Below are 23,151 nucleotides of genomic sequence, written 5' to 3' on the forward strand. Positions count from 1 at the left end.
GAGGGCCAAATCCGGTTGATGGGGGAACCATGGAGAATCAGGCCAATTCTGCTGCGCAAGAGACAGATGATCAGCCCGACCGCAAGGTGACGGGCCCTGTTCCACCGGAATGGCTGGGGCCGGTCCTTGCCCTCGCTGCCTTCGCCTCGATGGTCATTGGCTCGATCATTCAGGGAGGAATCCTTCTGGGGGTTATCGGATCGCCACTTCTCCTTGCTTTTCTTATTTACGTCTTCTTGAGGAGATGGGCGAGGCGCACCAAGGGGTATATCGGTCTTGGAATCGTTTTATTGCTCATCGTCAGCGCCATTTCCTCCCAAGGAAGAGGCACCGTCGACCCTATGTACTCCCTCCTTGCGCACATACTTGGACCCTTACTGGCCGTCGCGGCCGCCTGGTGTTTCCGCCAGCGCGCTCCTCTGACGCCCGCAGCCGTTGCGCGGTCCGGACCATCCTCCGCCGGGGCGCCGGGTGGGCTGCATAGCTCCATCGACGCCATGCAGAACATCACCGCGGTTCTAGTTGAACTGTTCCCCACCCTCCCGCCGACGTGGTCTTCGGCGTGGCTGGAATTCAGGGAAATCGGCTCTCATCGCGAATGCGTCTTCAACGTCGAAACGGCAGGGGCGCGGTTCACCACGGAAGTCCCAGCACACTTGGCTGACCAGATGTCTGAGGCCAGGAACATCATGCGCGGCCCCGGAGGCAATACGTGGTTCGCGGCCACCATTACACTCAATCCAGCGGATCCCGGGAGTTACCAAACCGATTTCAATTACGACAAAGAACCGGAATGGCTCACCGAGCCGACGAAGGCCGCGTGCCTCAGTGAAACGCGTCGGATCCGAAAGCTTGGCACACTCCCTGGATGGGCACATCAGCGGATGGGCTCCGTCAAATAATCCGCCAGTCGCTAGGCTAAGGACCCTGCGAAACACTGTTTTTGGGTGACCCGGCTGGCAGCGACCCACGATGACGGACTCCGAGACCCCTATGCAGCCTCACCGCGTAATTTACGAATTGACATTTCGACGACGGCGCCATCGTTGGGTGGGTAGCGGCTCCACATGATCGGTCGTCCCTTTTCGCAGGTCTGGATCACGGCTGGTTTTGCTTGGCGAGGCCTGTGCCGTTCGCCGGGTTGGGGTTAGCTGCCGAAGAGTTTCTTGCCGATCTTCGCGAAGATACCCGGTTCCTTGGATGGGTCTATGATTTCAGGTTGGACGGAGAAGTCGGTGCCATTTTCGGTGACAGGAAGGCGTTTGTTGGCCCACTCGACCATTTGCAGTTGGGGGTTGTAGACGGGTGGTGTGATGCCTTCGGCGCGGAACACCGTCCACATCCACTGCGGTATGTTGTCCAGCGTTCTCGGGAACGCTTTCAGATCCTGGAACAATGTCAGTGCGTCCGCCGGACGATCGGGGATGGTTGTTTCATGGGCGAGTCTGAGGAGTTCCACGTCGAAGACCTCAAGTCTGCCGTCCGAATCTGGATAGAGATAGACCTTGCAGCTGGTCCACGTTCCGGCCCCCAGCACATACGACTCGCGGCGGATTTGCTTGAGCCACTGACTCATTGCCTCTCGTGAGAAATCCAAGGAAAAACTGCGCGCCCCCCAAACACCATCCCGCAAGATTTCCTCTGTCCGTCGAGACCATGCCTGATGGATCACGGAGGTGCTTACGACTTCCTGGGCGCAGGAGCCAAGGCCGCCTTCTTTGAATGTTTCAACTTGCAGGCGACGGAGGCCAGACGTTACGGACGGGCTCCACGCAAGTTGGCCGCTACTCAAAATGTCTCCTCTAGGTCCAAGGGCAAATTCGGAAACTCGTGAAACATGGGTGTCTCTGAATCGTACTTGTGCGTGACTTCAATGCTGTCGGGCAGCCCGGGTTTTGGTCCGGGGACGGCTTCTACCTTTACACGCAAGTCTAGGGTTTGTCCGGTGTCGACGCGGTGGAGGGCCTTGGTCATGAGGTCTCTTTCGAGTTGGTAGAACGCCAGGGTGTTCGGAGGTACGTTGGGGGTTCCGTGGCCTCTGTTTTGGAACATGAGTTGGGCCAGGAGGTTGGCGCCTTCGCATGGTCCTGCGAAGAGGGACGCGATGAGGTGGCCACCCGGGGCCGCGACCGCCGACACGGATACCGGCCAGTATCTGCTGCCATGGGGTGCGGTTGATGTCGCCTTGAGCAGATGAACCTCGACGACGGTGTACGCAGCTCCGCTTCTTTGGGGAGTTTGGATTGTGGCTGCTTGAGGTGTTGGTGTTGTCTAGCCGAAGAGTTTCTTGCCGATTTTCGCGAAGACGCCTGGTTCTTTGGATGGGTCGATGATTTGGGGTTGGGCGGAGAAGTCGGTGCCGGTTTCGGTGACGGGGAGGCGTTTGTTGGCCCACTCGACCATTTTGAGTTGTGGGTTGTAGACGGGTGGTGTGATGCCTTCGGCGCGGAACACCGTCCACATCCACTGCGGTATGTTGTCCAGCGTTCTCGGGAACGCTTTGAGGTCCTGGAACAATGTCAGTGCGTCCGCCGGACGATCAGGAATTCCATCGTCGTTGTCCGGCCTAAAGAGTTCAAAATCGAAGGTTTCGAGTCTGCCGTCCGAGTCAGGATAGAGGTAGACCTTGCAGCTGGTCCATGTGCCTTTACCTTGGACGTACGACTCGCGGCGGATGTCTTCGAGCCAATGTTCCATGGACTCGATGGAGAAGTCTTGAAAACTATGGGCGAAGCCCCATACGCCGTCACGACGGATGTCCTCGCTGCGCCGGCTCCAGGCCCGATGCATCACGGTCGTGCTGATGATTTCTTCAGCACCGAATCCTAGGCCGCCTTCGGCAAAAGCCTCTGCGCGCAGTCTTTGAAGACCAGTGACCACTTCTACCCCAGAAATTCGTGTTCCAATCATCATTCGAATGCCTCCTCGGAAAGTGGAAGGTCGGGAAAATGTTCTGACCTTTTTTCTCCGGAGCCGAACCAGTGAGTGACCTTTGACGATTCAGGCAGTCCGGGTTTTGGTCCGGGGACGGCTTCTACTTTTAGCTGTAAGTTTAGGGGTTGTCCGGTGTCGACGCGGTGGAGGGCGTTGGTCATTAGCTCTCGTTCGAGTTGGTAGAAGGCCAGGGTGTTGGCGGGTAAGTTGGGGGTTCCGTGGCCGCGGTTTTGGAACATGAGTTGGGCCAGGAGGTTGGCGCCTTCTCCTGGTCCTGCGAAGAGGGATGCGATGAGGTGGCCACCCTCGTAGCCGCGACCGCCGACACGGATACCGGCCAGTATCTGCTGCCATGCGCTGCGGTTGATGTCGCCTTTGAGCAGTCCGGTGATGTGAGCCTCGACGACGGCGTACGCAGCTCGGCTTCACCGCAAAGCTTGGATTGTGGCTGCTCTTTGTGACTGTTAGTGCTGACGGGCGCTCCGTCCGGCGTTGGTGCTGGCTATCCGCCGAAGAGTTTTTTGCCGATCTTCGCGAAGACGCCTGGTTCCCTGGATGGGTCAATAATCTCCGGTTCGACAGAGAAATCCGTGCCACTGTCGGTGACGGGGAGGCGTTTGTTGTCCCAATCGACAGTATTTAGTTGGGGGTTGTACACCGGGGGCGTCTGAGCATCTGTACGCAGAGCAGTCCACATCCATTCCTGAATATTGTCTAATGTGCGGGGAAATGTCAGGAGATCCATCTTGACGGCCTGCCCTGATGCTGGGCCGGTGGAATCTTTCGGATCACCGAACATGCCGCGAGTCAGAATCTCGTAGTCGAATGCCTCTATGCGCCCTTCGTTGGACGGGAAAAGGAATACTCTGAAGGTTTTCCATGTGCCGAGGCCTGGAACATAGAGTTCACGTCTGACTTCCATCAGCCAGTAGTCAAGGAGCTCGGGTGGGAAATCGGTTTGCCAGTCCCGACCACCCCACTGACCGTCGCGGCAAACATCGACGTAGCGCCTCGATGTATCTTGAAACATCAGCGAGGTGCTTATGACTTCCTGTGCGCCGAAGCCTAGTCCGGCCTTGGAGAAAGTATGCTCCTGGAGGCGAGCTAGTCCCTGTCGAATTAGAGGGCTATCCACCACGGAATCTTGCATCAGGGCCTCACTATTTCGGGGACTCAAGATTTGGGAAGAAATAATCTTGAATCAAGTCCTTGTCAAACGAATGGGACACTTTGAGTCCACTGGGCAGACCGGGTTTTGGTCCTGGGACGGCTTCTACCTTTACACGCAAGTCTAGGGGTTGTCCGGTGTCGACGCGGTGGAGGGCCTTGGTCATCAGCTCTCGTTCGAGTTGGTAGAACGCCAGGGTGTTGGCGGGTACGTTGGGGGTTCCGTGTCCGCGGTTCTGGAACATGAGTTGGGCCATGAGGTTGGCGCCTTCTCCTGGTCCTGCGAAGAGGGACGCGATGAGGTGGCCGCCCTCGTAGCCGCGACCGCCTACACGGATACCGGCCAGTATCTGCTGCCATGCGCTGCGGTTGATGTCGCCTCGAGCAGATGAACCTCGACGACGGCGTACGCGGCTCCGCTTCTTCGGGGAGTTTGGATTGCGGCTGCTCTTTGTGACTGTGTTAGTGCTGACGGGCGCTCCGTCCGGCGTTGGTGCTGGCTATCCGCCGAAGAGTTTTTTGCCGATCTTCGCGAAGACGCCTGGTTCCAGTGTGGGGTCAATGACGACCGGTTCTATGCTGAAATCAGTTCCTCGGTCGGTAACTTGCCTGCGACGGTTCTTCCAGTCCACAGACTGGAACTCTGGATTGTAGATGGGAGGGATAATTCCTTCAGCTCGAAATATCTCCGACATCCAGGACGGAATATTGTCTATTGTCCTCGGAAAAGCTTTAAGGTCGCGGGCCCATGTCTTTACGTCCGCCGGCCGGTCCGGGATTTTAGTGGGCTTCTCGGGCCGTATAATTTCCTCATCGAAAACTTCGATGTAATTATCACCCGATTGTGAAACTCGTATGACGCAGATCGTCCAAGTACCCTGGCCGACGACATAGGACGAACGTCTCAGCTCGTACATCCAATTGGTGGTAGCCTCTTCGGAAAAAGTTACCGAAAAGTCCTGACTCTGAGGCACTCCCCGAAGCCAGGTGGCCTCTGTCATCCGGGACCAACCTGCGTGCAGTACTGCCGATATCTTGATGTCATCAGCAACAAAGCCAGCTCCGCTCGGCGAGAAGGCCTCCTTGTGTAATCGTTCAAGTCCTGTCGCTACTTGCGGAGAATTAAGTCTGAATGCTTGTGGCAATTTCTACTCTTCCGTATCAGGCAAATTATCAAATCTGTTGATTTCGATTTCCTCTGTTGAGTCGAACCGATTTCTGACTACCACGCTGCTAGGCAGGCCGGGCTTTGGTCCTGGGACGGCTTCTACCTTCAGACGCAAGTCTAGGGATTGTCCGGTGTCAACGCGGTGGAGGGCCTTGGTCATGAGGTCTCTTTCGAGTTGATAGAAGGCCAAGGTGTTGGGGGTACCGTGGCCTCTGTTTTGGAACATGAGTTGGGCCAGGAGGCTAGCGCCTTCGTGTCCGCCGAAGCGGCGGCCGGCAAGTATTTGCCGCTAGGCGCTGCGGTTAATGTCGCATTTGAGCGGCCCAACAGATTGTGGGGCCTCGACGGCGGCTTACGCAGCTCCGCTTCTTCACAAAACTTGGATCGCGGCTGCCCTGGGTGACCGTACTGGTGCGGACAGGGCGCGTTCGTGTCCGTATTGAAGCCTAGCTGCCGAAGAGCTTCCGGCTGATTTTCGCGAAGACACCTGGTTCTTTGGATGGGTCTATGATTTCAGGCTGGGCGGAGAAGTCGGTGCCGGTTTCGGCGACGGGTAGGCGTTTGTTGGCCCACTCGACTGTTTGCAGTTGAGGGTTGTAGACAGGGGGTGTGATGCCTTCGGCGCGGAACACCGTCCACATCCACTGCGGGATGTTGTCTAGCGTGCGTGGGAACGCTTTGAGGTCCTGGAACAATGTCAGTGCGTCCGCCGGACGATCAGGGATGGTTGTTTCGTGGGCGGGTCTGAGGAGTTCCACGTCGAAGACCTCAAGTCTGCCGTCCGAATCTGGATAGAGATAGACCTTGCAGCTGGTCCACGTTCCAAAGCCTAGGACGTACGACTCGCGGCGGACTTCCTCTAGCCAATCAATCATGGACTCGCGGGAAAACTCCAAGGAGAAGCTACGCGGTCCCCAAACACCGTCTCGCAAGATTGTCTCAGTTTGTTGGGACCAGGCCTGATGAATGACCGAGGTACTTATAACTTCTTGGGCACCGAATCCCAGGGCGCCTTCGCTGAAGGTCTCGCTCCTCAACCGGGTGAGGCCTACTAGCACGGAGGGTCTGGAAATGATTTCGCTGCTGCTCAAAGTGACTCCTTCTGCTCCATGGGCAAATTCGGAAAACGGCGAGTCGTTGATGTCTCCGCGTCGAACCGGAATGTAACGTCCACCCTGTCGGGCAGCCCGGGTTTTGGTCCTGGGACGGCTTCTACCTTTACACGCAAGTCTAGGGGTTGTCCGGTGTCGACGCGGTGGAGGGCCTTGGTCATCAGCTCTCGTTCGAGTTGGTAGAACGCCAGGGTGTTGGCGGGTACGTTGGGGGTTCCGTGTCCGCGGTTCTGGAACATGAGTTGGGCCATGAGGTTGGCGCCTTCTCCTGGTCCTGCGAAGAGGGACGCGATGATGTGGCCGCCCTCGTAGCCGCGACCGCCTACACGGATACCGGCCAGTATCTGCTGCCATGCGCTGCGGTTGATGTCGCCTTTGAGCAACCCGGTGATGTGTGCTTCGACGCTCTTGGGCTTGGCGAAGTCATCGGTGATGATCGTGAAGTGGTTTTCCAAGCCACCGTCGGTTTTCGCGACGACGTTGTAGGTGACATTGGGCATCCGCTTGTTCAATTCAACGGACCAGGCACCCTTGACGCCAGCGTACGTGTCTACGCGTTCGACCCGGCCTGTGGCATCCGTATAGAACCGTTCAAGACTGTCGTCCGTGAGGCCGCCGCTGGAATCTGGCATTTTGGTGCGGTTGTCCACGATGTACAAGGTGTTGGGTTCCAGCCCGGTCTTGGCTGGCGAGGTTGCCGTGCGCCACTCGGGAATGCTCATCAGCGAAGTCCACCACCGGTTTCTCTTCCCCGCATGCGTCGCAGGAGACGCTGGGTTGCGTCTCAAGTGTCCAGTCGGTGGCGGCCCAGTCGCTATAAGCGTCAAACAGGATGTCTTCATCCAGCGTCTCCCCACAGGCAGGGCAGGGGGGAGGGCCGAAATTCTCTCCCATGGAGTAACCATCCCGGTCATGAATCAGGGTCAAATTGCTGGTTCCCTTTGCGAGCCCTCGCTCAAGGGCCCGCGGTCCGGGTGTCAGGCAAAGACCCTCCACCCAATCGGACTCCCGTTCGGCACCCACCCATCCGGTGGTTACCAGCCATTCCTGAAGCCGACGGACGGCACTGTCCGCTTCCGCTGAAGATGCAGAAAGATCCACCAGGTACCAGATGTGTAAGCTCACGGTTCAGCCCCTCAAAAGGCGACTACTCGTCTGGATACTATCCAACCTGCGCAGCGACTTACGGGCACTGAGGGTTAGCTAGTGTCTGCCTGGGGTCCGCGCCATCAGAGCCTGAAGGTCTTCGGCAACCTTAGCTACCTCTCGCTGCCGGGAGGTGCGGACAGGCTTGGATCCATGTGTGGCTTGGCGAGCCGGCCTGTTGTTAGTGCGGCTTTGGCGGTGGACCTGAGGATCGCGGACAGGTGCGTCAACGGCGACGGCGCCCTGCAGGGGATCGTGGAAAAGAGGGAAGCTCATAGTTTCCGATCCTGACAGAAGCGGCCGGATGCTGATATGGACAGATGCATACGGTAGCCGGGGGCTGCTGTGCAGATGTCCATCGAGCCGCCGCGGTTCAGGTGTGCGGCCCCGAGCCTAGCCCCACAGTGCCTTCTTCAACAGCGCCCTCAGCTGCGTGTTCTCTTCCTCGCTGAGTGCCGCGAGCTGCGTCCGCTCACACTCTTCGAGCCCGGCCCGCGCTTTGTTGTGGATCCGGCGGCCCTCAGTGGTGGAGACGATGATCTTTGCCCGGCGGTCCTGCTTGCCTTGGGCTCGTTTGACCAGTCCGCGGTGCTCCAGATCGTCCACCAGGCTGACAACTTGGCTCGGATCCAGGCTAAGGAAATCGGCGAGCTCGCGTTGGGTGGGTTCCAAGCCGCTGCATGCGAGTGTCAGCACGGAGAATGATCGCTCGCGGAGGCCGTAGTCGGCCAGGGCTTTGTTGTTGAGCAGTGATCCTGTGGCGTGCAGTTTGGCCAGCAACAGGCCCACATCGCTGCCGATTTTTGCTGCGGCGAGGCGCGGGGTTTCCACTTCGGTGCTTTGCGGGCCCATGACAACTCCAATAGTAATGAAAAACAATCGTTGACTTTTTCAATGATCCGTATTCTCATTGATCATGACAAGGATCTCACGACGCAGTGGGATCGGCCTCACCGGCTCCGGCCGGTTACTGCATGCGAAGGAGCACGGCATGAGCTTGAACGGCAAGGTTGCAATCGTCACCGGGAGTGGACAGGGTCTTGGACTCGCTTACGCGAGGGAACTCGCCCGCCAGGGTGCCGCCGTCGTGATTAATGACGTGAACGCCGGGACTGCTGCGGAGGCTGTTGCGCAGATTGAGGCCGACGGCGGCCGGGCCACCGCCGTGGTGGTTCCGGTGGGTTCGACGGATGCTGCGAAGGCTTTGGTGGCCGGTGCCGTTGAAGCGTTCGGTCGGCTGGACATTCTGGTGACGAATGCCGGAATCCTGCGGGACAAGAGCCTGCTAAAGATGACCGACGAGGATTTTGACCTGGTCATCAACGTCCACCTGAAGGGCACGTTCACCTGCGTCCGTGAGGCATTCGCGTACTTCAAGCAAAACAACATCGCCGGCCGCATCATCACCATTGGTTCACCGACGGGCCAGCGCGGCAACTTCGGGCAGAGCAACTATGCCGCTGCCAAGGCCGGCATTGTGGGCATGGTCCGGACGTGGGCGCTGGAAATGAAAAAGGCCGGCGTGACGGTGAACTCCGTGATCCCCGTGGCGGCAACGGCCATGACCAAGACGGTCCCGTATTTCCAGAAGGCCGTGGAGGCGGAGGAACGTGGCGAGGCCATGCCGTCCTTCTTCCGCCATGATCTCGGTTTTGGAACGGCCGACGACGTCGCCGGGCTGATTGCGTTCCTCGCCTCTGATGAGGCTGCAGGAGTGACCGGCCAAGCAATTGGTGCCGGCGGTGACCGGCTGCAGGTATGGACGCACCCGACGGCGGCAACCACCGAGTACCGCGAGGGCGGCTGGAGCTATGAGGCCCTTCAAGAGAATGCCGGCTCTCTGTTTGGCCGAGAAACTTTGCAGAGCTACGGTGAGGAATTCCTGCCGTTGCCCGCGGAATTGCAGCCCGAATCGGTGGCTGTACCTTCACAGGCCCGCTGATCATGGCCGACCGCTATGAACTGGGCATCGACGCGGCTGCGCTGGATGCGATAGACATGCACGTCCACCTCGAAGTGGACAGCTGTGGGCACGGCTCACTCCCGGAAGCGTTGACGGAAGCGTCGGCGAAGTACTTCAAGTCCGAGGACCGCACGCCATCGCTGGATCGGATCGCCGAGGTGTACCGCGAACTGAACATGGCCGCCGTCGTGTTCACTGTTGACGCCCGCACCCAGCTCAAGCACGAGCCCAACAGCATCCCGGAACTGATCGAGGGCGCTGCCCGGAACAATGATGTGCTGATTCCGTTCGGCAGTGTTGACCCGCGGACGGGGGAGGACGCGATCGCCGGGGCAAAGCATCAGGCTGTTGAGCTCGGTGCCCGCGGTTTCAAGTTCCACCCGTCGCTGCAGGGTTTTGATCCGTCCAACGAGACGTTTTATCCACTGTGGGAAACGCTCCAGGAGCTGGGACTTCCTTGCATTTTCCACACCGGTCAAAACGGCATGGGGGCAGGTCTTCCCGGCGGGTACGGGATCAAGCTCGCGTTCTCCAATCCGCTCCTGCTCGACGCCGTGGCGGCAGATTTCCCGGGCCTGAAGATCATCATGGCCCACCCGTCGGTGCCGTGGCAGGACGAGGCGAACTCGATCGCGACGCACAAGTCCAACGTTTTCATCGACCTCTCTGGCTGGTCACCGAAGTACTTCCCGGAATCCTTGGTTCGACTGTCCAATTCAGTGCTGCAGGACAAGGTGCTGTTCGGCACGGACTTTCCGCTGATTACCCCGCAGAAGTGGTTGGGTGCGTTCGCGGACCTGCCGCTGAAGGACGAGGTTCGGCCGAAGATCCTGAAGGACAACGCGGTCAAGCTGCTGGGACTGGGTGGTTGAGATGAGCGTGAGTGTTGTGGATCAGAGGCTGTACACGGTGGCAGATTGGTACGACGCTGAAGCACTCCTCAGCACGGAGGAACGTCAGGTCCTTGGACGCCTGCGGACCTTCTTGGACGCTGAAGCCACGCCGTTGCTGGCCGAGTACTGGGAGCGCGGAGAGTTCCCCGAGCAGTTGGCCGGACCGTTGATCGACTTGGATCTGATGGAACCCTTTGAGGCTCCAGCCCGAGGGATTTACCAAGGCTTCCGGATCTTCGAACTGGCCCGCACTGATGCCTCGTTGGCAACGTGGTACACGGCACAAGCCGGTTTGTTCCGGACCGCCATCCAGGTGGGAGCCTCCGAGGCACAGCAGAAGGAGTGGATGCCCAAGGTCATCGATTTCTCACTCAAGGGCGTCTTCTCGCTGACAGAACCGGAGCACGGCTCGGACATCGCCGGCGGGCTTTCCACCACCGCACGCTTCGAACCAAACCCGGGGACGGAGGACGACGGCGGCAGCTGGGTTCTGGACGGGGCCAAGCGGTGGATTGGGGGCGCCTCAACGGCGGATGTGTTGTGCGTGTTCGCCCGCGACGTCGCGGACGGACAGGTCAAGGCATTCCTCGTGGACAGGACCGCCGCAGGGGTCAGCTTGGAGAAGATCCACGGTAAGACCTCGCTGCGGATGATGCAAAACGCTCACATCACCCTGGACAATGTTCGCGTATCCGAGGCAATGCGCCTGCACAACGTGAACTCGTTCAAGGACGTGGCCGCCATGCTGCGGGCGATGCGATCGGACGTTGCCTGGATCGCCACCGGCATCCAGTCCGGCGCGTTCGAAGCAGCGCTGGCCTACGTCAAGGAACGCCAACAGTTCGGCCGTTCCCTGGGGTCGTTCCAGCTGGTCCAGGAAAAGCTGGCACGCATGCTCGGCAACATCACTGCCAGCTTGTCGTTGGTGGTGCGGTTGACCGAGCAGCAGAGCTGGGGGATCTATCGGGACCAGGACTCGGCCCTGGCCAAGATGCAGACGTCTTTGATGATGCGCGAAACCGTCGCCTTGGCCCGCGAAGTGGTGGGCGGCAACGGCATAACCCTCGCCGCCGACGTCGCGCGTTTCCATGCCGACGCGGAAGCTGTCTATTCGTACGAAGGCACGCACGAAATCAACGCCCTCATTGTCGGCCGCGCCCTCACCGGCGACAGCGCCTTCACGCGCTAACACCCACTGAGAGAACCACAACACCCACAACCAGGAGGCAAAGATGCCCAATCTCGTCGTCGATTTCGACACCCTGCTCACCATGTCCGGCAAGGATCTCGGCACCACCGACTACCGCGAAGTCACCCAGCAGCAGATCAACCTGTTCGCTGACGCAACCGACGATCAGCAGTGGATTCACACTGATCCCGAACGCGCCAAGGATGGCCCGTTCGGCGCTCCCATCGCGCACGGCTTCCTTACCCTGTCACTGATCATTCCGTTCTGGGGCGAGCTCTTCGACGTCGAGGGCGTCACCACCAAGGTCAACTACGGTCTGGACAAAGTCCGCTTTACCTCCCCGGTGAAGGTGGGCGCAAAGGTCCGCATGAACGGCAGCATCGCCGAAGTCAGCGAAGTCAAGGGCGGCGCCCAGATCAAGGTCAACGCCACCATCGAAATCGAAGGCCAGGAACGCCCCGCCGTCGTCGCCGAGTTCCTCGCCCGTTTCTACAAGTAGGAACCGCTTCTACAAGTAGACATCCACCCCTTTCCCTCCTCTCCCAAGGAACAGCCATGTCAGGACACACTGCGCTCGCACAGTCGAGCACGGCCGCTAAGCGCAAAGAGGCGCGCACGGTCATCATGTCCAGCTATCTGGGCAGCACCATCGAGTTCTACGACTTCCTGCTGTACGCAACTGCGGCAGCGGTTGCCTTTCCCAAAGTGTTCTTCGCCGGTACAGATGAGTGGGTGGGCGTGGTCGCGGCTTATGCCACGTTCGCGGCGGGTTATGTTGCCCGGCCTCTGGGCGGTATCATCTTCGGGCACTTCGGTGACCGCATTGGCCGCAAGGGCATGCTGATCGTGTCCATGGCCATGATGGGCATCGCTTCGACGTTGATTGGTCTAATCCCGGGAGCCAACGTCATTGGTCCTTGGGGCGCCGTGATCCTGGTGGTCTTGCGTGTTTGCCAGGGAATCGCTGTGGGCGGTGAATGGGGCGGGGCAGCGCTCATGGCCCTGGAGCATTCGGATCCCAAACGTCGCGGGTTCGCGGCATCGTTCGTCAATGCCGGTGCCCCGACGGGCGCAGTCCTCGGCACCGTTGTCATGGGCATTTTCTCCGCACTTCCCCAGGATGCATTCCTGGCCTGGGGCTGGCGAGTTCCATTCCTGTTGTCCTTCGTACTCCTGATAGTCGGCATGTTCGTCCGGCTCAGGGTCTCCGAAAGCCCAATCTTTGCCGAGGCCGTGGCCAAGGAAAGCGCCCAGGACACCAAGCGCAAGATCCCGCTGCTGGAAGTGCTGAAGCGTCCCAAGGCACTCATCATGATCATGTTTGCCGGTGCTGCCGGCTTCGGCCTCCAAGTAGTGCTGCCCACGTTCTCCGTCACCTATGCAGTGTCCAAGGGAGCACCACAACAAGGTGTGCTCTATGCCTTCGCGGGCGCCTCAGCCATCTCCATCCTGTTCGTCCTTTTGGGCGGTAGGCTCTCGGATCGCTTCGGCCGCCGTCCGGTCATGGTCACCGGCCTGGCCCTGTTCATCCTTTACTTGTTCCCCATGTTCGGGATGCTGAGTTCCGGCAACATCGCTGTGGTCTTCCTGGCCTTCACTGTGGCGCTGGTTCTGCATTCGTCCCTCTATGGTCCGCTGGCCGCGTTCGTGTCCGAGCAGTTCGGCACCACTAACCGCTATACCGGCGCAGCCGTCGGCTACCAGTTGGCAACACTGATTGGCGCGGGCTTCACACCCGGCATTGTGGCGAGCCTCTACAAGGACGCCGGCCAGAGCATCGTTCCCGTGGTGGTGTTCCTGTCCGTCATGTCGCTGGTATCGATTGTCTTCATCCTGCTGACGCGGGAGTCTAAGAACAACGACCTCTCTACGGTCAGTTAGGAGTACCGCACCATGGACAACAACGGAGTTGGATCCTGGCTGCACCGGCGCCGGATCAAGTCCGGTACCAAAACTGCCATCATTTCCGGTGAGCACACTGTGAGCTACGCGGAACTCGCAGAACGGACCGATCGCCTGGCCAACGCCCTTAAGGACAGGGGCGTGACCAAGGGGGACAGGGTGGCTTACCTCGGTGAGAATCACCCGTCCTTTGTGGAGACGTTCTTCGCCTGCGGGCTGCTGGGCGCCATCTTCGTCCCGTTGAACACCCGCTTGGCTGCCCCGGAGCTGCAGTTTCAACTGCAGGACTCCGGTGCGCGGCTCCTGATCAGCGCGGCATCGTTGGAGGACGTTGCCGCCGCGTCCTGCATCGACACTGACGTGACCCACCGCCTTGTAGTGGCGTCCGACGACGAGACTGACGGTTCCGCTCTTAAGGCGCCATCCGGCGTCGAGCACTATGGTGAGGTGCTTGACGCTGCAACCGCGGCGACGCTGGATGAAACCGTGACGTTGGAAGACGGCGCCATGATCCTCTACACCTCCGGCACCACCGGCAAGCCCAAGGGTGCTTTGCTGACACACGGCAACATCACCTGGAACTGCATCAACACGGTGGTGGACATGGACCTGAACCGCAACGACGTAGCGCTCATGATCTCGCCACTGTTCCACGTGGCATCCCTTGATATGGGCTTGCTTCCCATGCTGCTCAAGGGTGCCACCGTGGTGCTTGAAGCCAAGTTCGACGCCGGCCGTGTACTGGAGCTGGTGGAGCACCACAAGGTCACCACACTCAACGGCGTCCCCACCACCTTCCAGATGCTCTGTGACCATCCCAGATGGTCGACGGCGGATCTCAGCTCCCTGGACAAGCTCACCTGCGGCGGTTCCGCCGTTCCGCAGCGGGTGCTGGATGCGTATGAGCGGCGCGGCATAGGTTTCACCAGCTGCTATGGCATGACCGAAACCGCGCCCGGGGCCACCATGTTGCCGGTATCGAGGTCCAAGGAAAAGGCCGGCTCCGCCGGGCTTCCGCACTTCTTCACTGATGTGCGGATTGCCGATCCACTGGGTGGTCTTGCTGCAGTTGGCGCCGTGGGGGAGATCCAAATCTCCGGACCCAACGTGATTAAGGAGTACTGGAACCGGCCCGAAGCAACCGCCGAGAGTTATTCCGAGTCCTCTTGGTTCCGCTCCGGCGATATGGGCTACCAAGACGCAGAAGGCTTCTTGTTCGTTTCGGACCGCATCAACGACATGATCATTTCCGGAGGGGAGAACATCTACCCGGCTGAGGTGGAAGCTGCCATCGCAGAATTACCGGCCGTGGGGAGTGTGGCCGTGATCGGCATGGATGACAACAAATGGGGAGAAGTGCCCAGGGCGATCATCACATTGCGCGACGGTGCGTCCCTGACCGAAGAGCAACTGCGCTCGCATCTGGAGGGCCGGTTGGCACGGTACAAAATCCCCAAGTCCGTGGTATTCGTTGAGGAGATGCCACGAACCGCCAGCGGGAAGATCCGGAAGATGGACCTCCGCAAGCACTACGCTCAGTGACGCTTGACCGTATTCAATGGCACCTGTCGTGGCAAAGAATATGCTGTTGCATGGAAAGCCGCACCGACGAAATATTGCGTTACCAAGCTAAATCCGGGTTAATTTCCTCCATCGAACTGCCTAATTCGGTGTAAGGGCATTACGATAGGCACGACTCACACACTGAGCACGAAGCTTCATCACGACTCACCTAACCCGGGGGATATACCAATGACCAGTTACCCGCAACAACCTCAGCAAACCGAGCAGTACGGCGTCCAAGCCGGCGAACCGCCGCTGTGGGCACCTTATTACGGCGCTCCGATCGGCGCGGCCGTCAAGCGTTTCTTCAAGAAATACACCGCATTCAGTGGCCGCGCGAGCCGCAGCGAATACTGGTGGGTCGCCCTTGCCTTGGGCGTGGTTGGCTTTGTCCTGCAGCTCCTCACCGGCATTCTCGGCGCAGCCGGATCCACCACCACCAGCAGCGGCACGGTTCCCGGCCCGGGAGCCGTGGTGGGCATCATTCTGATCTCCGTGTTCTACCTGGCGGTCCTTATCCCGTCCATCGCCCTGCTGGTTCGTCGTCTCCACGATGGCAACTTCAGCGGCTGGCTGGCCCTTCTCGGGCTCATCCCGTTCGTGGGTGGACTTGCCATCCTGGTCTTCGCGCTCCTGCCGTCCAACCCGGCCGGCCAGCGTTTTGATCAGCCGACTGCATAGTCAGCCACATAGCAAGTAATTCGTTTCACAGAAAAGGGCGGCACCTCGCGTGCCGCCCTTTTTCATGCCCTTCTTCGGACAATTTTCGGGCGTCACGTGCCCTAAAAGCGGCACGCGTGACATGCTGTGACTGATTCGGGCCCACCCAAAGACGAGGACTGCCATGCCCCACCCTCCACGCCTAAGAACCATCAAACGCTGCGCCGTGGTGGGTGGCGGGATCATCGGCATTGCAGTGGCGAGGGAACTGACCAACAGGCTCGAGGGCGTCCAGGTCACCGTCTACGAAAAGGAAGACCGGCTCGCAGCACACCAGACCGGACACAACTCGGGGGTGGTGCACGCAGGCCTGTACTACGAACCCGGCGGGCTGAAAGCAAAACTGTGTCGCAGGGGAGTGGAGCTGCTGCAGGAATTCTGCGCCATGAAGAACCTGCCCTATGAGGCGTGCGGCAAGTTGGTCATTGCCCAGACACCCGAGGAATCGGATCGCTTGGACAAGATTTTCGCCCGTGCCACGGCCAACGGGGTCCCGGGCGCAAGGGTGCTGCGGGGCGAGCAGCTACGCGAGGTGGAGCCGAACGCCGTCGGGCTTTCCGCTCTTCACTCGCCGGAAACGGCGATCGTTGACTACACGGCTATCACCAACGCGCTCGCCGACGACGTCCGTAGTTCGGGCGGAAGCATCCGGCTCAGGCAGGAAGTTACCAGGCTTGAGCAACAGCACAGCGGCGTGGTGGTCAGTACCAGGGATGGCGGCGAACATTACGACCTCGTGGTGGTGTGCGCGGGCCTTCAATCGGATCGCGTGGCCGAAGCGACGGGTGAACCGGCTACCCCAAGGATCGTGCCGTTCTTTGGGCAGTACTTCCTGCTGGGTGAGGAGGCCCGGGATCAAGTTCGCGGGCTGATTTACCCGGTGCCGGACCCAAAACACCCCTTCCTCGGTGTCCACCTCACCAAACGCATCGACGGTGAAATGATGCTCGGTCCAAATGCATTCATCTCCTTCGGCCGTGAGTCTTACTCGTGGAATGAGGTGAATGCCCGCGACGTACTGAACTACACGCTGTTTCCTGGATTCTGGAAATTTGCCAGGCAGAATGTGCCGTCAGCTGTTCGTGAATTCCAGACCGTAGTGAGCAAGAAAAAGTTCATCCGCGAGGCCGTGCGCTTTGTGCCGTCGCTGGAAGGCGCCACCATTCTTCCGGGCACCCGGGGCGTGCGCGCGCAGGCCATGAACGGTGACGGTTCGCTGGTGGACGACTTTGTCATCGCACGACGCCGGGACACGGTCTTGGTGCGCAACGCACCTTCTCCCGGGGCTACTTCGTCCATGGCCATAGCGGAGTACATCGTGGAGAAGGCTTTGCGGGACTGAGGAGTTAACAAACTGGTGATCCAACGGAAACGGCCGCCAAACGCGGGCTGGATACCGTTGCCGCATGATCGGATCACTAGCTTCGCTTGCCAGTTCAGTCGGCACCACCATAGCGGCCTGGATTGAGGCAGCGTACGTCCTGGATTGCACTGGCCCGTCGGCGGAGGAACAGGGTGCAGGTGGCCCGGGGAGCATGAGTGATTTGTCATGGCTACCTGCCCTCAGCGGCGTCACGGTTGCCAGTGCTCAGGCCATCCAAACGCACGCCGCAAGGGTGCGTTCAGAGTCCTAGAAGCCGCTCGGAATGCTGCAGAATGTCGCGTTGGGCACACTTTTCGCTGATCTCCTCAGATATGCCCTAAACTGCTTCACTGAGGTGCCGGAAGAGGCACTATGCAGCAACGAAAGCGAAGCTCAATGGCTACTGATTACGATGCCCCGCGCAAGACAGAAGAAGAGTCTCCCGCCGAGTCGCTTGAGGCCCTTCAGGCATCCCGAGGAAACACTGCGCAGACTGCGGTCATCGACGTCGAGGAAAACGATACCGCCGAAGGAATCGACCTGCCCGGAGCAGATCTTTCCGGTGAAGAACTGACAGTTATTGTGGTCCCGGAGCAGTCCGACGAATTCACGTGCGGCTCCTGTTTCCTGGTCCGTCACAGGTCCCAGATTGCATTGGAAAAGAACGGTCTTAAGTTCTGTAAGGACTGCGAAGGCTAAATAACGCCAAGGTCTCGTTATCTTCGGTTACGAATATGGGCGCGAGCACCCCCTGCACGGCCGCCCAATGCCCAAAATACTGCCCGACAATAACCCTCTTGTGACCACCGCTGCGTCCACTTAACGGTTGCGCCCCGAAGCGGCCACAACCCGCCCAAACACCCTGCTGCGCTCCTACTGTTGAAGTATCAACTTCGCCTGAAGGGGGCACAAAAAATGAGGAAATTTGGAGCGGGTTTGGCAGCGGTCATGGCAGCTGCCGGTCTCGGTCTGGTGGCGCCGGGGCCAGCCTCGGCAGTAACATATTGCGGTATCTCGTGGGGTTCCATGGCCAAGGCAGACCTCGACATGAGCTCCGCCAGTGTCACCAACGTTCGCACCGGGCAACAGCCCTGCTACGACCGCCTGGTGATCGACATGACAGGTAAGGTGGCCGGCTACGTCGTTCAGTACGTTCCTGTAGTGACCCAGGATGCCACCGGCTACCCCATCCCGGTGCTGGGGGATGCTGATCTCCAAGTGATGGTCACGGCGCCGTCGTACAACCAGTACAACCAGCCGACTTATGTGCCGGCAGCCAAGGCCGAATTGTCCAACGTCTCCGGTTACCAGACCTTCCGGCAGGTGGTTTACGCGGGCAGCTTTGAGGGCACCACCAGCATTGGGCTGGGCGTCCGTGCACGTCTTCCGTTCCGGGTCTTCACCCTGGACGGGCCCGACGGCGGTTCTCGCCTGGTAGTGGACGTGGCGCATCGTTGGTGATTGACGGGGCGCTGAAGTGCCCAGATCGCGGGAAAGCTGCCAATTCGCGGGACATTTCCGGCGAACTGGCAGCTTTCCCACGAACTCCGCGGAAGGCGGGCCTACTCCGGCACCACCAGAGCCGGCGTGTCCTTTCGGATGGTCTCGCCACGGAAGAACCCGGGCCGAACACGGGACATGATCAACATGACCACTACGCCCAAAGCCAGGATGCCGATGCCCAGGACGAATACGAGCCCCACCCCGAAGATCTCCGAGCCACTGCCGAACTCGGGAGCCCAGCTGTCCACGGCAGTCTGCAGGAACACGACGAACAGGCCGACGCCACCCAGCAGCGGGCAGACGAGTCGCAGGAAGAAATTCCTGGCGCTGGAGAACACGCTGTTGCGGAAGTACCAGACACAGGCGATGGCCGTGAGTCCGTAGTAGAAGCAGATCATCAGGCCAAGGGCCAGAATGGTGTCGTTCAGGACGTTTTCACTGATCACGTGCATCACCGCGTAGAAGCCCGCAGACAGGACGCCAGCCGCTATGGTGGCGAAGCCCGGCGTCGAGAACTTCTTGCTCATGTGACTGAAGCGCTCCGGCAGGGCGCCGTAATGCGCCATGGCCAACAGGCTGCGTGAAGGCGAGGTGAACGTGGACTGCAGGGACGCCGCTGAGCTGGAGAGCACAGCGAGGGACATGAGGATGGCGAACGGACCCATGACCGGTGATGCGAGTGCGGTGAAGACGTTGGCGTGGTTTTCCTCGTTGTTCAGGCCGATCCCGGTATCGCCGACGCCTGCGAACATCATGGTGGCAATGGTGACCAGGAGGTAGATGCCCAGGACGATCACCGCTGTCAGCGTGCCTGCCAGGCCCGCGGTCTTCTTACCGTTGGCCGTTTCCTCGTTGACGGTCAGGCATACATCCCAGCCCCAGTAGACGAAGATCGACAATGAGATACCGGCTGCGATCTGGCCGAACGTCTCGATCTTGGTGACGTCGAACCAGTCCCAGCTGAAGGGCACAGCAGTTTCGGAGGTGGACCAGTTAGCGAACGCCATGGCGACGAACAGGCCAAGGACCAGCAGCTGGAATCCCACCAGGCCGTACTGGACAATCTTGGTGGTGTGGAGGCCGCGGTAGCTGATCCAGACAGCAAGTGCCACGAAAACGAAGCACGTGGCAACGTTGAGCAGCTTGTTCGAAGCGAGGTCTGCGAGCTCGGGTGAACCCGTGGCCTGTGCGAGGAACAGGTAGAAAAAGTCCACGGCCACGCCCGCCAGGTTGGACAGAACAATGATGTTGGCGGCCAGCAAACCCCAGCCGCCCATCCAGCCAACCCACGGTCCGAACGCTTTGGTTACCCATGTGAAGGTGGTGCCGCTGTCGGGGGAGTCTGCATTGAGTTCCCGGTACGCCAAGGACACCAGGATCATCGGGATGAACCCGATCAGGAAGATGACAGGCAATTGCAGCCCGACTTCGTTGACAGTTGGGCCAAGCGCACCGGTGAGGGTGTACGCCGGGGCGATGGTGGAGATGCCAAGAACGACGACGGCGAGGAGCCCCAACTGCCCCGTCTTCAGTCCCTTGCCGCTGATGTCATGCGACTTCGCGGCTTCACTGCCGCTGCGTCGGATTGTCTGGCTCATGTGAGGCCCTTTCTAGATGGCCGAAAGTTGTTGCTTGGTGCTGCGGAGTATGCTGCCGCCCCTGAGGGCCGAGGGTGCCGTGGGCGCCGTGGCGTTGGGGGCCGGGCGTGCCGTGGCGTTGGGGGCCGGGCCATCCAGGCGCGTCAGTTCGATCATGGTGTGATTGGTACTCCGGTGAGACGACAGTCACTAAATGAATAGTGTTCATTTAGTATGTCGTGAGTCACGCTCGGGCGCAAGACCTGAAATGAATGACGTTCATATGTGACTGGTCTATGGGTACTTTGGGGTCCGGGTCTCTGGGTATCCCGGGGTCCGGGGGTGGGTGTCTGGTGACGTGGGTGTTGGGCTTGCTGCGGGGTGTTTTCCGCACGGGCCCTGTTTTCCACATAGGCCCTGGTTTCCACATACGGGAGTTGTGGTCTTATAGCGCTTGCTGCGTGCTGGAAGAGTTGGGGCATGGAGCAGATCCGGGCCACGCAGACGCCGTCACACGATGATGAGCTCGGGCGCGCCTGGGAAGCTCTACCCGGGCACTCCTACTCCGCACTCCCTGCCGCGGGGCTTCTGCCAGGCTATTCATCGCCCCGGGTGTCTGACCTCATTGCGCTCCTTGGCTCTGTTCCGCTTGCCGGCTCCAGTGGCGAGCTGATTGATCAGCTCCGGGGGTTGGAGGAGCTGAAGTCCGCCATCACCGGCCTGCAGGCGCGGGCTGCTGTGGCCTTTGATCATGCGCAGCGGGCCGAGCAGGCCGCTGCTGGTGTTCCTGCGTCCGAGCAGGGTCAGGGTGTCGGGGCGCAGGTGGCGTTGGCTCGGAGGGAGTCTCCCAATAAGGGTTCTCGGTTGTTGGGCTTGGCGAGGGCGTTGGTGACGGAGATGCCCCGCACCCTGGCCGCCCTGGAATCGGGCCAGCTCAATGAGTGGCGGGCCATGCTGCTGGTGAAGGAAACAGCGTGCCTGTCCGTGGAGGACCGGTGCGCGGTGGATGAGGAACTCGCCCCGGACACCGGGACCTTCGAAGGCAAGGGCGACCGGGCAATCATCGCCGCGGTCAAGGCTGCCGCGTATCGTCGTGATCCCCGTTCGGTGGCCCAACGCGCCAGTCACGCAGCCACCGAGCGGACAGTGAGCCTGCGACCCGCCCCGGACACCATGACCTACCTGACCGCCCTCCTGCCAGTCGCCCAAGGCGTCGCGGCGTATGCGGCCCTGACCCGTGAGGCTGATACTGCCCGGGCCGGCGGTGACTCCCGTTCCCGCGGCCAGGTCATGGCTGACACCCTGGTCGAACGCGTTACCGGAACCCCGGGCGGGGCCGCGGGCATCAACCTCGATCTCGTGATGACGGACCGGACCCTGTTTCAGGCAGACAGCGAACCGGCCCGGCTCAAAGGCTATGGAATCGTCCCGGCCCAGTGGGCACGGAAACTACTTCGTGAACCTCAGGGTAGTAAACGTCAGGGTGGTGAACATCAGGCAGACAAGGCCAGTGGTTTGGCGACCGGCCAGGAAGACGAAGCAAGTGGTTTGGCGACCGGCCGGGAAGGCTCACCAGTTCCGGACCGCGACTTCACCGTGTGGCTGCGGCGGCTCTACACCGCACCCGGAACGGGCGAACTCCTGAACATGGACTCCACAGCCCGACTCTTCCCACCCCGTCTCCGACGATTCATCGAAGCCCGGGACGACACCTGCCGCACCCCCTACTGCGACGCGCCCATCCGGCACATCGACCATGTGCTCCCCTGGCGCTCCGGCGGAACCACCACACCTAACAACGGCGCAGGACTCTGCGAAGCCTGCAATCACACCAAAGAAAACACCGGCTGGAACAGCAAAATCGTGACCGGGGACAAACAAGGCGGCCACACGCTCCAAATCAGCACACCCACAGGCCACGCCTATGTATCCAAGGCGCCTCCACTGCCGGGGCATGTCCGCGCCCAGCCGTTACAATCCGCGCCACCTGTAGCAATGTCGAATGAGTGTGCTGTGGATGTGGCTCGCTCGTCGTCGGGTCAGCAGTCGGAACCTTTGCCTGCTGAAGGCGCGGAATGTGGATCCAGCGGCCAGCTGAAACCGCGCATGGCGGGAATCTAACCTTGGGCCAGCGTCTAAGCAGCCACGGTGGGCACGGTTAGAATCTCGGCGCCGTCTTCGGTGATGGCGATGGTGTGCTCGCTGTGGGCAGTGCGGCAACCGGTCGCACTGCGGAGCGTCCAGCCATCGGCGTCGGTGACCAGTTGGGAGGTGTTGGCCATCACCCAGGGCTCCAAGGCCAGTAGGAGTCCTGGCCGTAGCTTGTACCCTCGGCCGGGGCGGCCCATGTTCGGAACGTGCGGCTCCTGGTGCATGGTTGAGCCGATGCCGTGGCCTCCGAACTCGGTGTTGACGGGGTATCCGGCTTCGCTGAGGACTGAGCCGATGGCATAGGAGAGGTCGCCGATTCGAGCGCCCGGCCGGGCGGCCTCAATGCCTGCGAGCAAGGCACGTTCGGTTGCTTCGATCATGGCCACACTCTCAGCCGGCCTGGACTCGCCAACGATGAAGCTGATGGCAGAGTCGGCTGCGATTCCGTCCTTCAAAACGGCCAGATCCAGGGTCAGGAGGTCGCCCTCGGCCAGCTTGTAATCCGTGGGTAACCCGTGCAGGACGGCATCATTGACGCCGGTGCAGATGTAGTGCCCGAATGGTCCGCGACCGAAGGATGGGGCGTAGTCCACATAGCAGGAGACGGCCCCGGCCTCGAGGATCATGCTCTTGGCCCACCTGTCGATGTCCAGGAGATTCGTTCCCACCGTTGCGCGGCCCTTCAGCGTGTGCAAAATGTTGGCGACCAGGGCGCCGGCTTCCTTGGCCCGGCCTAGTTCTGAGTGGCTCAGGATCTCGATCATGCGGGACCTTTCATGTAGCAACCAATAACTATCCCG

The 23,151-nt window shown here is 60.3% G+C and carries 27 protein-coding genes; 14 read left to right on the forward strand and 13 right to left on the reverse strand.

The features are described 5' to 3' along the window. Positions 1-29 precede the first annotated feature (29 nt). Entirely contained in the window at positions 30-902 is an 873-nt protein-coding gene (locus LDN70_RS04905; RefSeq protein WP_223941933.1) for a hypothetical protein, read from the forward strand. Positions 903-1,147: 245 nt separating this feature from the next. Here LDN70_RS04905 and LDN70_RS04910 read toward each other — a convergent pair whose 3' ends face one another. The 3 genes from LDN70_RS04910 to LDN70_RS21210 form a co-directional block, all read right to left on the reverse strand. Beyond that, on the reverse strand, positions 1,148-1,792 hold the full coding sequence (locus LDN70_RS04910; RefSeq protein ID WP_142936514.1) for a hypothetical protein: 645 nt from the start codon (positions 1,790-1,792) through the stop codon (positions 1,148-1,150). 479 nt (positions 1,793-2,271) lie between these two features. Next, positions 2,272-2,913: a hypothetical protein gene (locus LDN70_RS04915; protein ID WP_142936513.1), complete on the reverse strand. Its 642-nt coding sequence runs from the start codon at positions 2,911-2,913 to the stop codon at positions 2,272-2,274. Continuing rightward, the gene (locus tag LDN70_RS21210) at positions 2,910-3,266 is read right to left on the reverse strand and encodes a DNA/RNA non-specific endonuclease (protein ID WP_223942598.1); all 357 of its coding nucleotides are present in this window, start codon (positions 3,264-3,266) and stop codon (positions 2,910-2,912) included. The genes LDN70_RS04915 and LDN70_RS21210 overlap by 4 nt, the downstream gene beginning before the upstream one ends. Between LDN70_RS21210 and LDN70_RS04925 the strand changes: the two genes are divergently transcribed. Next, entirely contained in the window at positions 3,153-3,395 is a 243-nt protein-coding gene (locus LDN70_RS04925) for a hypothetical protein (RefSeq protein WP_223941934.1), read from the forward strand. The two genes, LDN70_RS21210 and LDN70_RS04925, sit on opposite strands and share 114 nt — an antisense overlap. A 41-nt stretch (positions 3,396-3,436) precedes the next feature. Here LDN70_RS04925 and LDN70_RS04930 read toward each other — a convergent pair whose 3' ends face one another. The 7 genes from LDN70_RS04930 to LDN70_RS04960 all read right to left on the reverse strand — a co-directional run bounded on the left by LDN70_RS04930 (position 3,437) and on the right by LDN70_RS04960 (position 8,379). Beyond that, positions 3,437-4,084, reverse strand: coding sequence for a hypothetical protein (locus tag LDN70_RS04930; RefSeq protein WP_142936531.1), 648 nt, complete (start codon positions 4,082-4,084; stop codon positions 3,437-3,439). Between the two features lie 10 nt (positions 4,085-4,094). Next, positions 4,095-4,475: a DNA/RNA non-specific endonuclease gene (locus tag LDN70_RS21215; RefSeq protein WP_223942599.1), complete on the reverse strand. Its 381-nt coding sequence runs from the start codon at positions 4,473-4,475 to the stop codon at positions 4,095-4,097. 126 nt (positions 4,476-4,601) lie between these two features. Further along, entirely contained in the window at positions 4,602-5,246 is a 645-nt protein-coding gene (locus LDN70_RS04940) for a hypothetical protein (protein WP_142936512.1), read from the reverse strand. Between the two features lie 469 nt (positions 5,247-5,715). Beyond that, positions 5,716-6,144: a hypothetical protein gene (locus LDN70_RS04945; protein WP_223941935.1), complete on the reverse strand. Its 429-nt coding sequence runs from the start codon at positions 6,142-6,144 to the stop codon at positions 5,716-5,718. A gap of 212 nt (positions 6,145-6,356) precedes the next feature. Next, on the reverse strand, positions 6,357-7,103 hold the full coding sequence (locus LDN70_RS04950) for a DNA/RNA non-specific endonuclease (protein ID WP_160147610.1): 747 nt from the start codon (positions 7,101-7,103) through the stop codon (positions 6,357-6,359). A gap of 481 nt (positions 7,104-7,584) precedes the next feature. After that, positions 7,585-7,803: a hypothetical protein gene (locus LDN70_RS04955; protein ID WP_142936509.1), complete on the reverse strand. Its 219-nt coding sequence runs from the start codon at positions 7,801-7,803 to the stop codon at positions 7,585-7,587. 117 nt (positions 7,804-7,920) lie between these two features. Next, positions 7,921-8,379 carry a MarR family winged helix-turn-helix transcriptional regulator gene (locus LDN70_RS04960; protein WP_142936508.1) on the reverse strand — a complete coding sequence of 153 codons (459 nt, stop codon included), beginning with the start codon at positions 8,377-8,379 and terminating at the stop codon, positions 7,921-7,923. A gap of 139 nt (positions 8,380-8,518) precedes the next feature. Between LDN70_RS04960 and LDN70_RS04965 the strand changes: the two genes are divergently transcribed. From LDN70_RS04965 to LDN70_RS05015, 11 genes are all read left to right on the forward strand, one after another. Next, positions 8,519-9,469 (forward strand): SDR family NAD(P)-dependent oxidoreductase, encoded by a 951-nt coding sequence (locus tag LDN70_RS04965; protein WP_223941936.1) that lies wholly within the window; start codon positions 8,519-8,521, stop codon positions 9,467-9,469. A 2-nt stretch (positions 9,470-9,471) separates the two neighbouring features. Beyond that, a complete protein-coding gene (locus LDN70_RS04970; RefSeq protein WP_223941937.1) occupies positions 9,472-10,362 on the forward strand; it encodes an amidohydrolase family protein in 891 nt (296 codons plus the stop codon). 1 nt (position 10,363) lies between these two features. Next, a complete protein-coding gene (locus LDN70_RS04975; protein ID WP_223941938.1) occupies positions 10,364-11,572 on the forward strand; it encodes an acyl-CoA dehydrogenase family protein in 1,209 nt (402 codons plus the stop codon). Between the two features lie 43 nt (positions 11,573-11,615). After that, positions 11,616-12,071, forward strand: coding sequence for a MaoC family dehydratase (locus LDN70_RS04980; RefSeq protein ID WP_223941939.1), 456 nt, complete (start codon positions 11,616-11,618; stop codon positions 12,069-12,071). A gap of 56 nt (positions 12,072-12,127) precedes the next feature. Further along, positions 12,128-13,453: an MFS transporter gene (locus LDN70_RS04985; protein ID WP_142936503.1), complete on the forward strand. Its 1,326-nt coding sequence runs from the start codon at positions 12,128-12,130 to the stop codon at positions 13,451-13,453. 12 nt (positions 13,454-13,465) lie between these two features. Then, positions 13,466-15,016: an o-succinylbenzoate--CoA ligase gene (menE, locus tag LDN70_RS04990; protein ID WP_223941940.1), complete on the forward strand. Its 1,551-nt coding sequence runs from the start codon at positions 13,466-13,468 to the stop codon at positions 15,014-15,016. A gap of 210 nt (positions 15,017-15,226) precedes the next feature. Next, on the forward strand, positions 15,227-15,718 hold the full coding sequence (locus LDN70_RS04995) for a DUF805 domain-containing protein (protein ID WP_142936501.1): 492 nt from the start codon (positions 15,227-15,229) through the stop codon (positions 15,716-15,718). Positions 15,719-15,881: 163 nt separating this feature from the next. Continuing rightward, positions 15,882-17,099, forward strand: a complete 1,218-nt coding sequence (lhgD, locus tag LDN70_RS05000; RefSeq protein WP_223941941.1) for an L-2-hydroxyglutarate dehydrogenase — start codon at positions 15,882-15,884, stop codon at positions 17,097-17,099. 64 nt (positions 17,100-17,163) lie between these two features. Next, complete coding sequence (locus LDN70_RS05005; protein ID WP_142936499.1) at positions 17,164-17,391, forward strand: hypothetical protein; 228 nt, start codon at positions 17,164-17,166, stop codon at positions 17,389-17,391. Positions 17,392-17,516: 125 nt separating this feature from the next. Beyond that, positions 17,517-17,819, forward strand: a complete 303-nt coding sequence (locus LDN70_RS05010; RefSeq protein ID WP_024819766.1) for a DUF4193 domain-containing protein — start codon at positions 17,517-17,519, stop codon at positions 17,817-17,819. A 216-nt stretch (positions 17,820-18,035) separates the two neighbouring features. Beyond that, positions 18,036-18,581: an AMIN-like domain-containing (lipo)protein gene (locus tag LDN70_RS05015; protein ID WP_223941942.1), complete on the forward strand. Its 546-nt coding sequence runs from the start codon at positions 18,036-18,038 to the stop codon at positions 18,579-18,581. 101 nt (positions 18,582-18,682) lie between these two features. On the opposite strand, the gene LDN70_RS05020 is transcribed toward LDN70_RS05015, so the two are convergent. Continuing rightward, the gene (locus LDN70_RS05020; protein WP_142936497.1) at positions 18,683-20,221 is read right to left on the reverse strand and encodes an APC family permease; all 1,539 of its coding nucleotides are present in this window, start codon (positions 20,219-20,221) and stop codon (positions 18,683-18,685) included. A 12-nt stretch (positions 20,222-20,233) separates the two neighbouring features. Continuing rightward, the gene (locus LDN70_RS05025) at positions 20,234-20,377 is read right to left on the reverse strand and encodes a hypothetical protein (protein ID WP_223941943.1); all 144 of its coding nucleotides are present in this window, start codon (positions 20,375-20,377) and stop codon (positions 20,234-20,236) included. Between the two features lie 303 nt (positions 20,378-20,680). On the opposite strand from LDN70_RS05025, the gene LDN70_RS05030 reads away from it, so the two are divergent. Beyond that, positions 20,681-22,321 (forward strand): HNH endonuclease, encoded by a 1,641-nt coding sequence (locus tag LDN70_RS05030; protein WP_223941944.1) that lies wholly within the window; start codon positions 20,681-20,683, stop codon positions 22,319-22,321. A gap of 14 nt (positions 22,322-22,335) precedes the next feature. On the opposite strand, the gene map is transcribed toward LDN70_RS05030, so the two are convergent. Next, on the reverse strand, positions 22,336-23,115 hold the full coding sequence (map, locus tag LDN70_RS05035) for a type I methionyl aminopeptidase (RefSeq protein ID WP_223941945.1): 780 nt from the start codon (positions 23,113-23,115) through the stop codon (positions 22,336-22,338). Between the last annotated feature and the right edge of the window lie 36 nt (positions 23,116-23,151).

The organism is Arthrobacter sp. StoSoilB22 (assembly GCF_019977315.1).
Classification (GTDB): domain Bacteria; phylum Actinomycetota; class Actinomycetes; order Actinomycetales; family Micrococcaceae; genus Arthrobacter.

What these genes read in the sequence shown, in the direction of transcription:
- LDN70_RS04905 (WP_223941933.1), top strand. Translation starts at nt 30, where the DNA reads ATGGAGAATCAGGCCAATTCTGCTGCGCAAGAGACAGATGATCAGCCC.
- LDN70_RS04915 (WP_142936513.1), bottom strand. Translation starts at nt 2,913, where the DNA reads ATGATGATTGGAACACGAATTTCTGGGGTAGAAGTGGTCACTGGTCTT.
- LDN70_RS04930 (WP_142936531.1), bottom strand. Translation starts at nt 4,084, where the DNA reads ATGCAAGATTCCGTGGTGGATAGCCCTCTAATTCGACAGGGACTAGCT.
- LDN70_RS04945 (WP_223941935.1), bottom strand. Translation starts at nt 6,144, where the DNA reads ATGATTGATTGGCTAGAGGAAGTCCGCCGCGAGTCGTACGTCCTAGGC.
- LDN70_RS04950 (WP_160147610.1), bottom strand. Translation starts at nt 7,103, where the DNA reads ATGAGCATTCCCGAGTGGCGCACGGCAACCTCGCCAGCCAAGACCGGG.
- LDN70_RS04955 (WP_142936509.1), bottom strand. Translation starts at nt 7,803, where the DNA reads ATGAGCTTCCCTCTTTTCCACGATCCCCTGCAGGGCGCCGTCGCCGTT.
- LDN70_RS04960 (WP_142936508.1), bottom strand. Translation starts at nt 8,379, where the DNA reads ATGGGCCCGCAAAGCACCGAAGTGGAAACCCCGCGCCTCGCCGCAGCA.
- LDN70_RS04965 (WP_223941936.1), top strand. Translation starts at nt 8,519, where the DNA reads ATGAGCTTGAACGGCAAGGTTGCAATCGTCACCGGGAGTGGACAGGGT.
- LDN70_RS04970 (WP_223941937.1), top strand. Translation starts at nt 9,472, where the DNA reads ATGGCCGACCGCTATGAACTGGGCATCGACGCGGCTGCGCTGGATGCG.
- LDN70_RS04975 (WP_223941938.1), top strand. Translation starts at nt 10,364, where the DNA reads ATGAGCGTGAGTGTTGTGGATCAGAGGCTGTACACGGTGGCAGATTGG.
- LDN70_RS04980 (WP_223941939.1), top strand. Translation starts at nt 11,616, where the DNA reads ATGCCCAATCTCGTCGTCGATTTCGACACCCTGCTCACCATGTCCGGC.
- LDN70_RS04985 (WP_142936503.1), top strand. Translation starts at nt 12,128, where the DNA reads ATGTCAGGACACACTGCGCTCGCACAGTCGAGCACGGCCGCTAAGCGC.
- menE (WP_223941940.1), top strand. Translation starts at nt 13,466, where the DNA reads ATGGACAACAACGGAGTTGGATCCTGGCTGCACCGGCGCCGGATCAAG.
- LDN70_RS04995 (WP_142936501.1), top strand. Translation starts at nt 15,227, where the DNA reads ATGACCAGTTACCCGCAACAACCTCAGCAAACCGAGCAGTACGGCGTC.
- lhgD (WP_223941941.1), top strand. Translation starts at nt 15,882, where the DNA reads ATGCCCCACCCTCCACGCCTAAGAACCATCAAACGCTGCGCCGTGGTG.
- LDN70_RS05005 (WP_142936499.1), top strand. Translation starts at nt 17,164, where the DNA reads ATGATCGGATCACTAGCTTCGCTTGCCAGTTCAGTCGGCACCACCATA.
- LDN70_RS05010 (WP_024819766.1), top strand. Translation starts at nt 17,517, where the DNA reads ATGGCTACTGATTACGATGCCCCGCGCAAGACAGAAGAAGAGTCTCCC.
- LDN70_RS05015 (WP_223941942.1), top strand. Translation starts at nt 18,036, where the DNA reads ATGAGGAAATTTGGAGCGGGTTTGGCAGCGGTCATGGCAGCTGCCGGT.
- LDN70_RS05020 (WP_142936497.1), bottom strand. Translation starts at nt 20,221, where the DNA reads ATGAGCCAGACAATCCGACGCAGCGGCAGTGAAGCCGCGAAGTCGCAT.
- LDN70_RS05025 (WP_223941943.1), bottom strand. Translation starts at nt 20,377, where the DNA reads ATGATCGAACTGACGCGCCTGGATGGCCCGGCCCCCAACGCCACGGCA.
- LDN70_RS05030 (WP_223941944.1), top strand. Translation starts at nt 20,681, where the DNA reads ATGGAGCAGATCCGGGCCACGCAGACGCCGTCACACGATGATGAGCTC.
- map (WP_223941945.1), bottom strand. Translation starts at nt 23,115, where the DNA reads ATGATCGAGATCCTGAGCCACTCAGAACTAGGCCGGGCCAAGGAAGCC.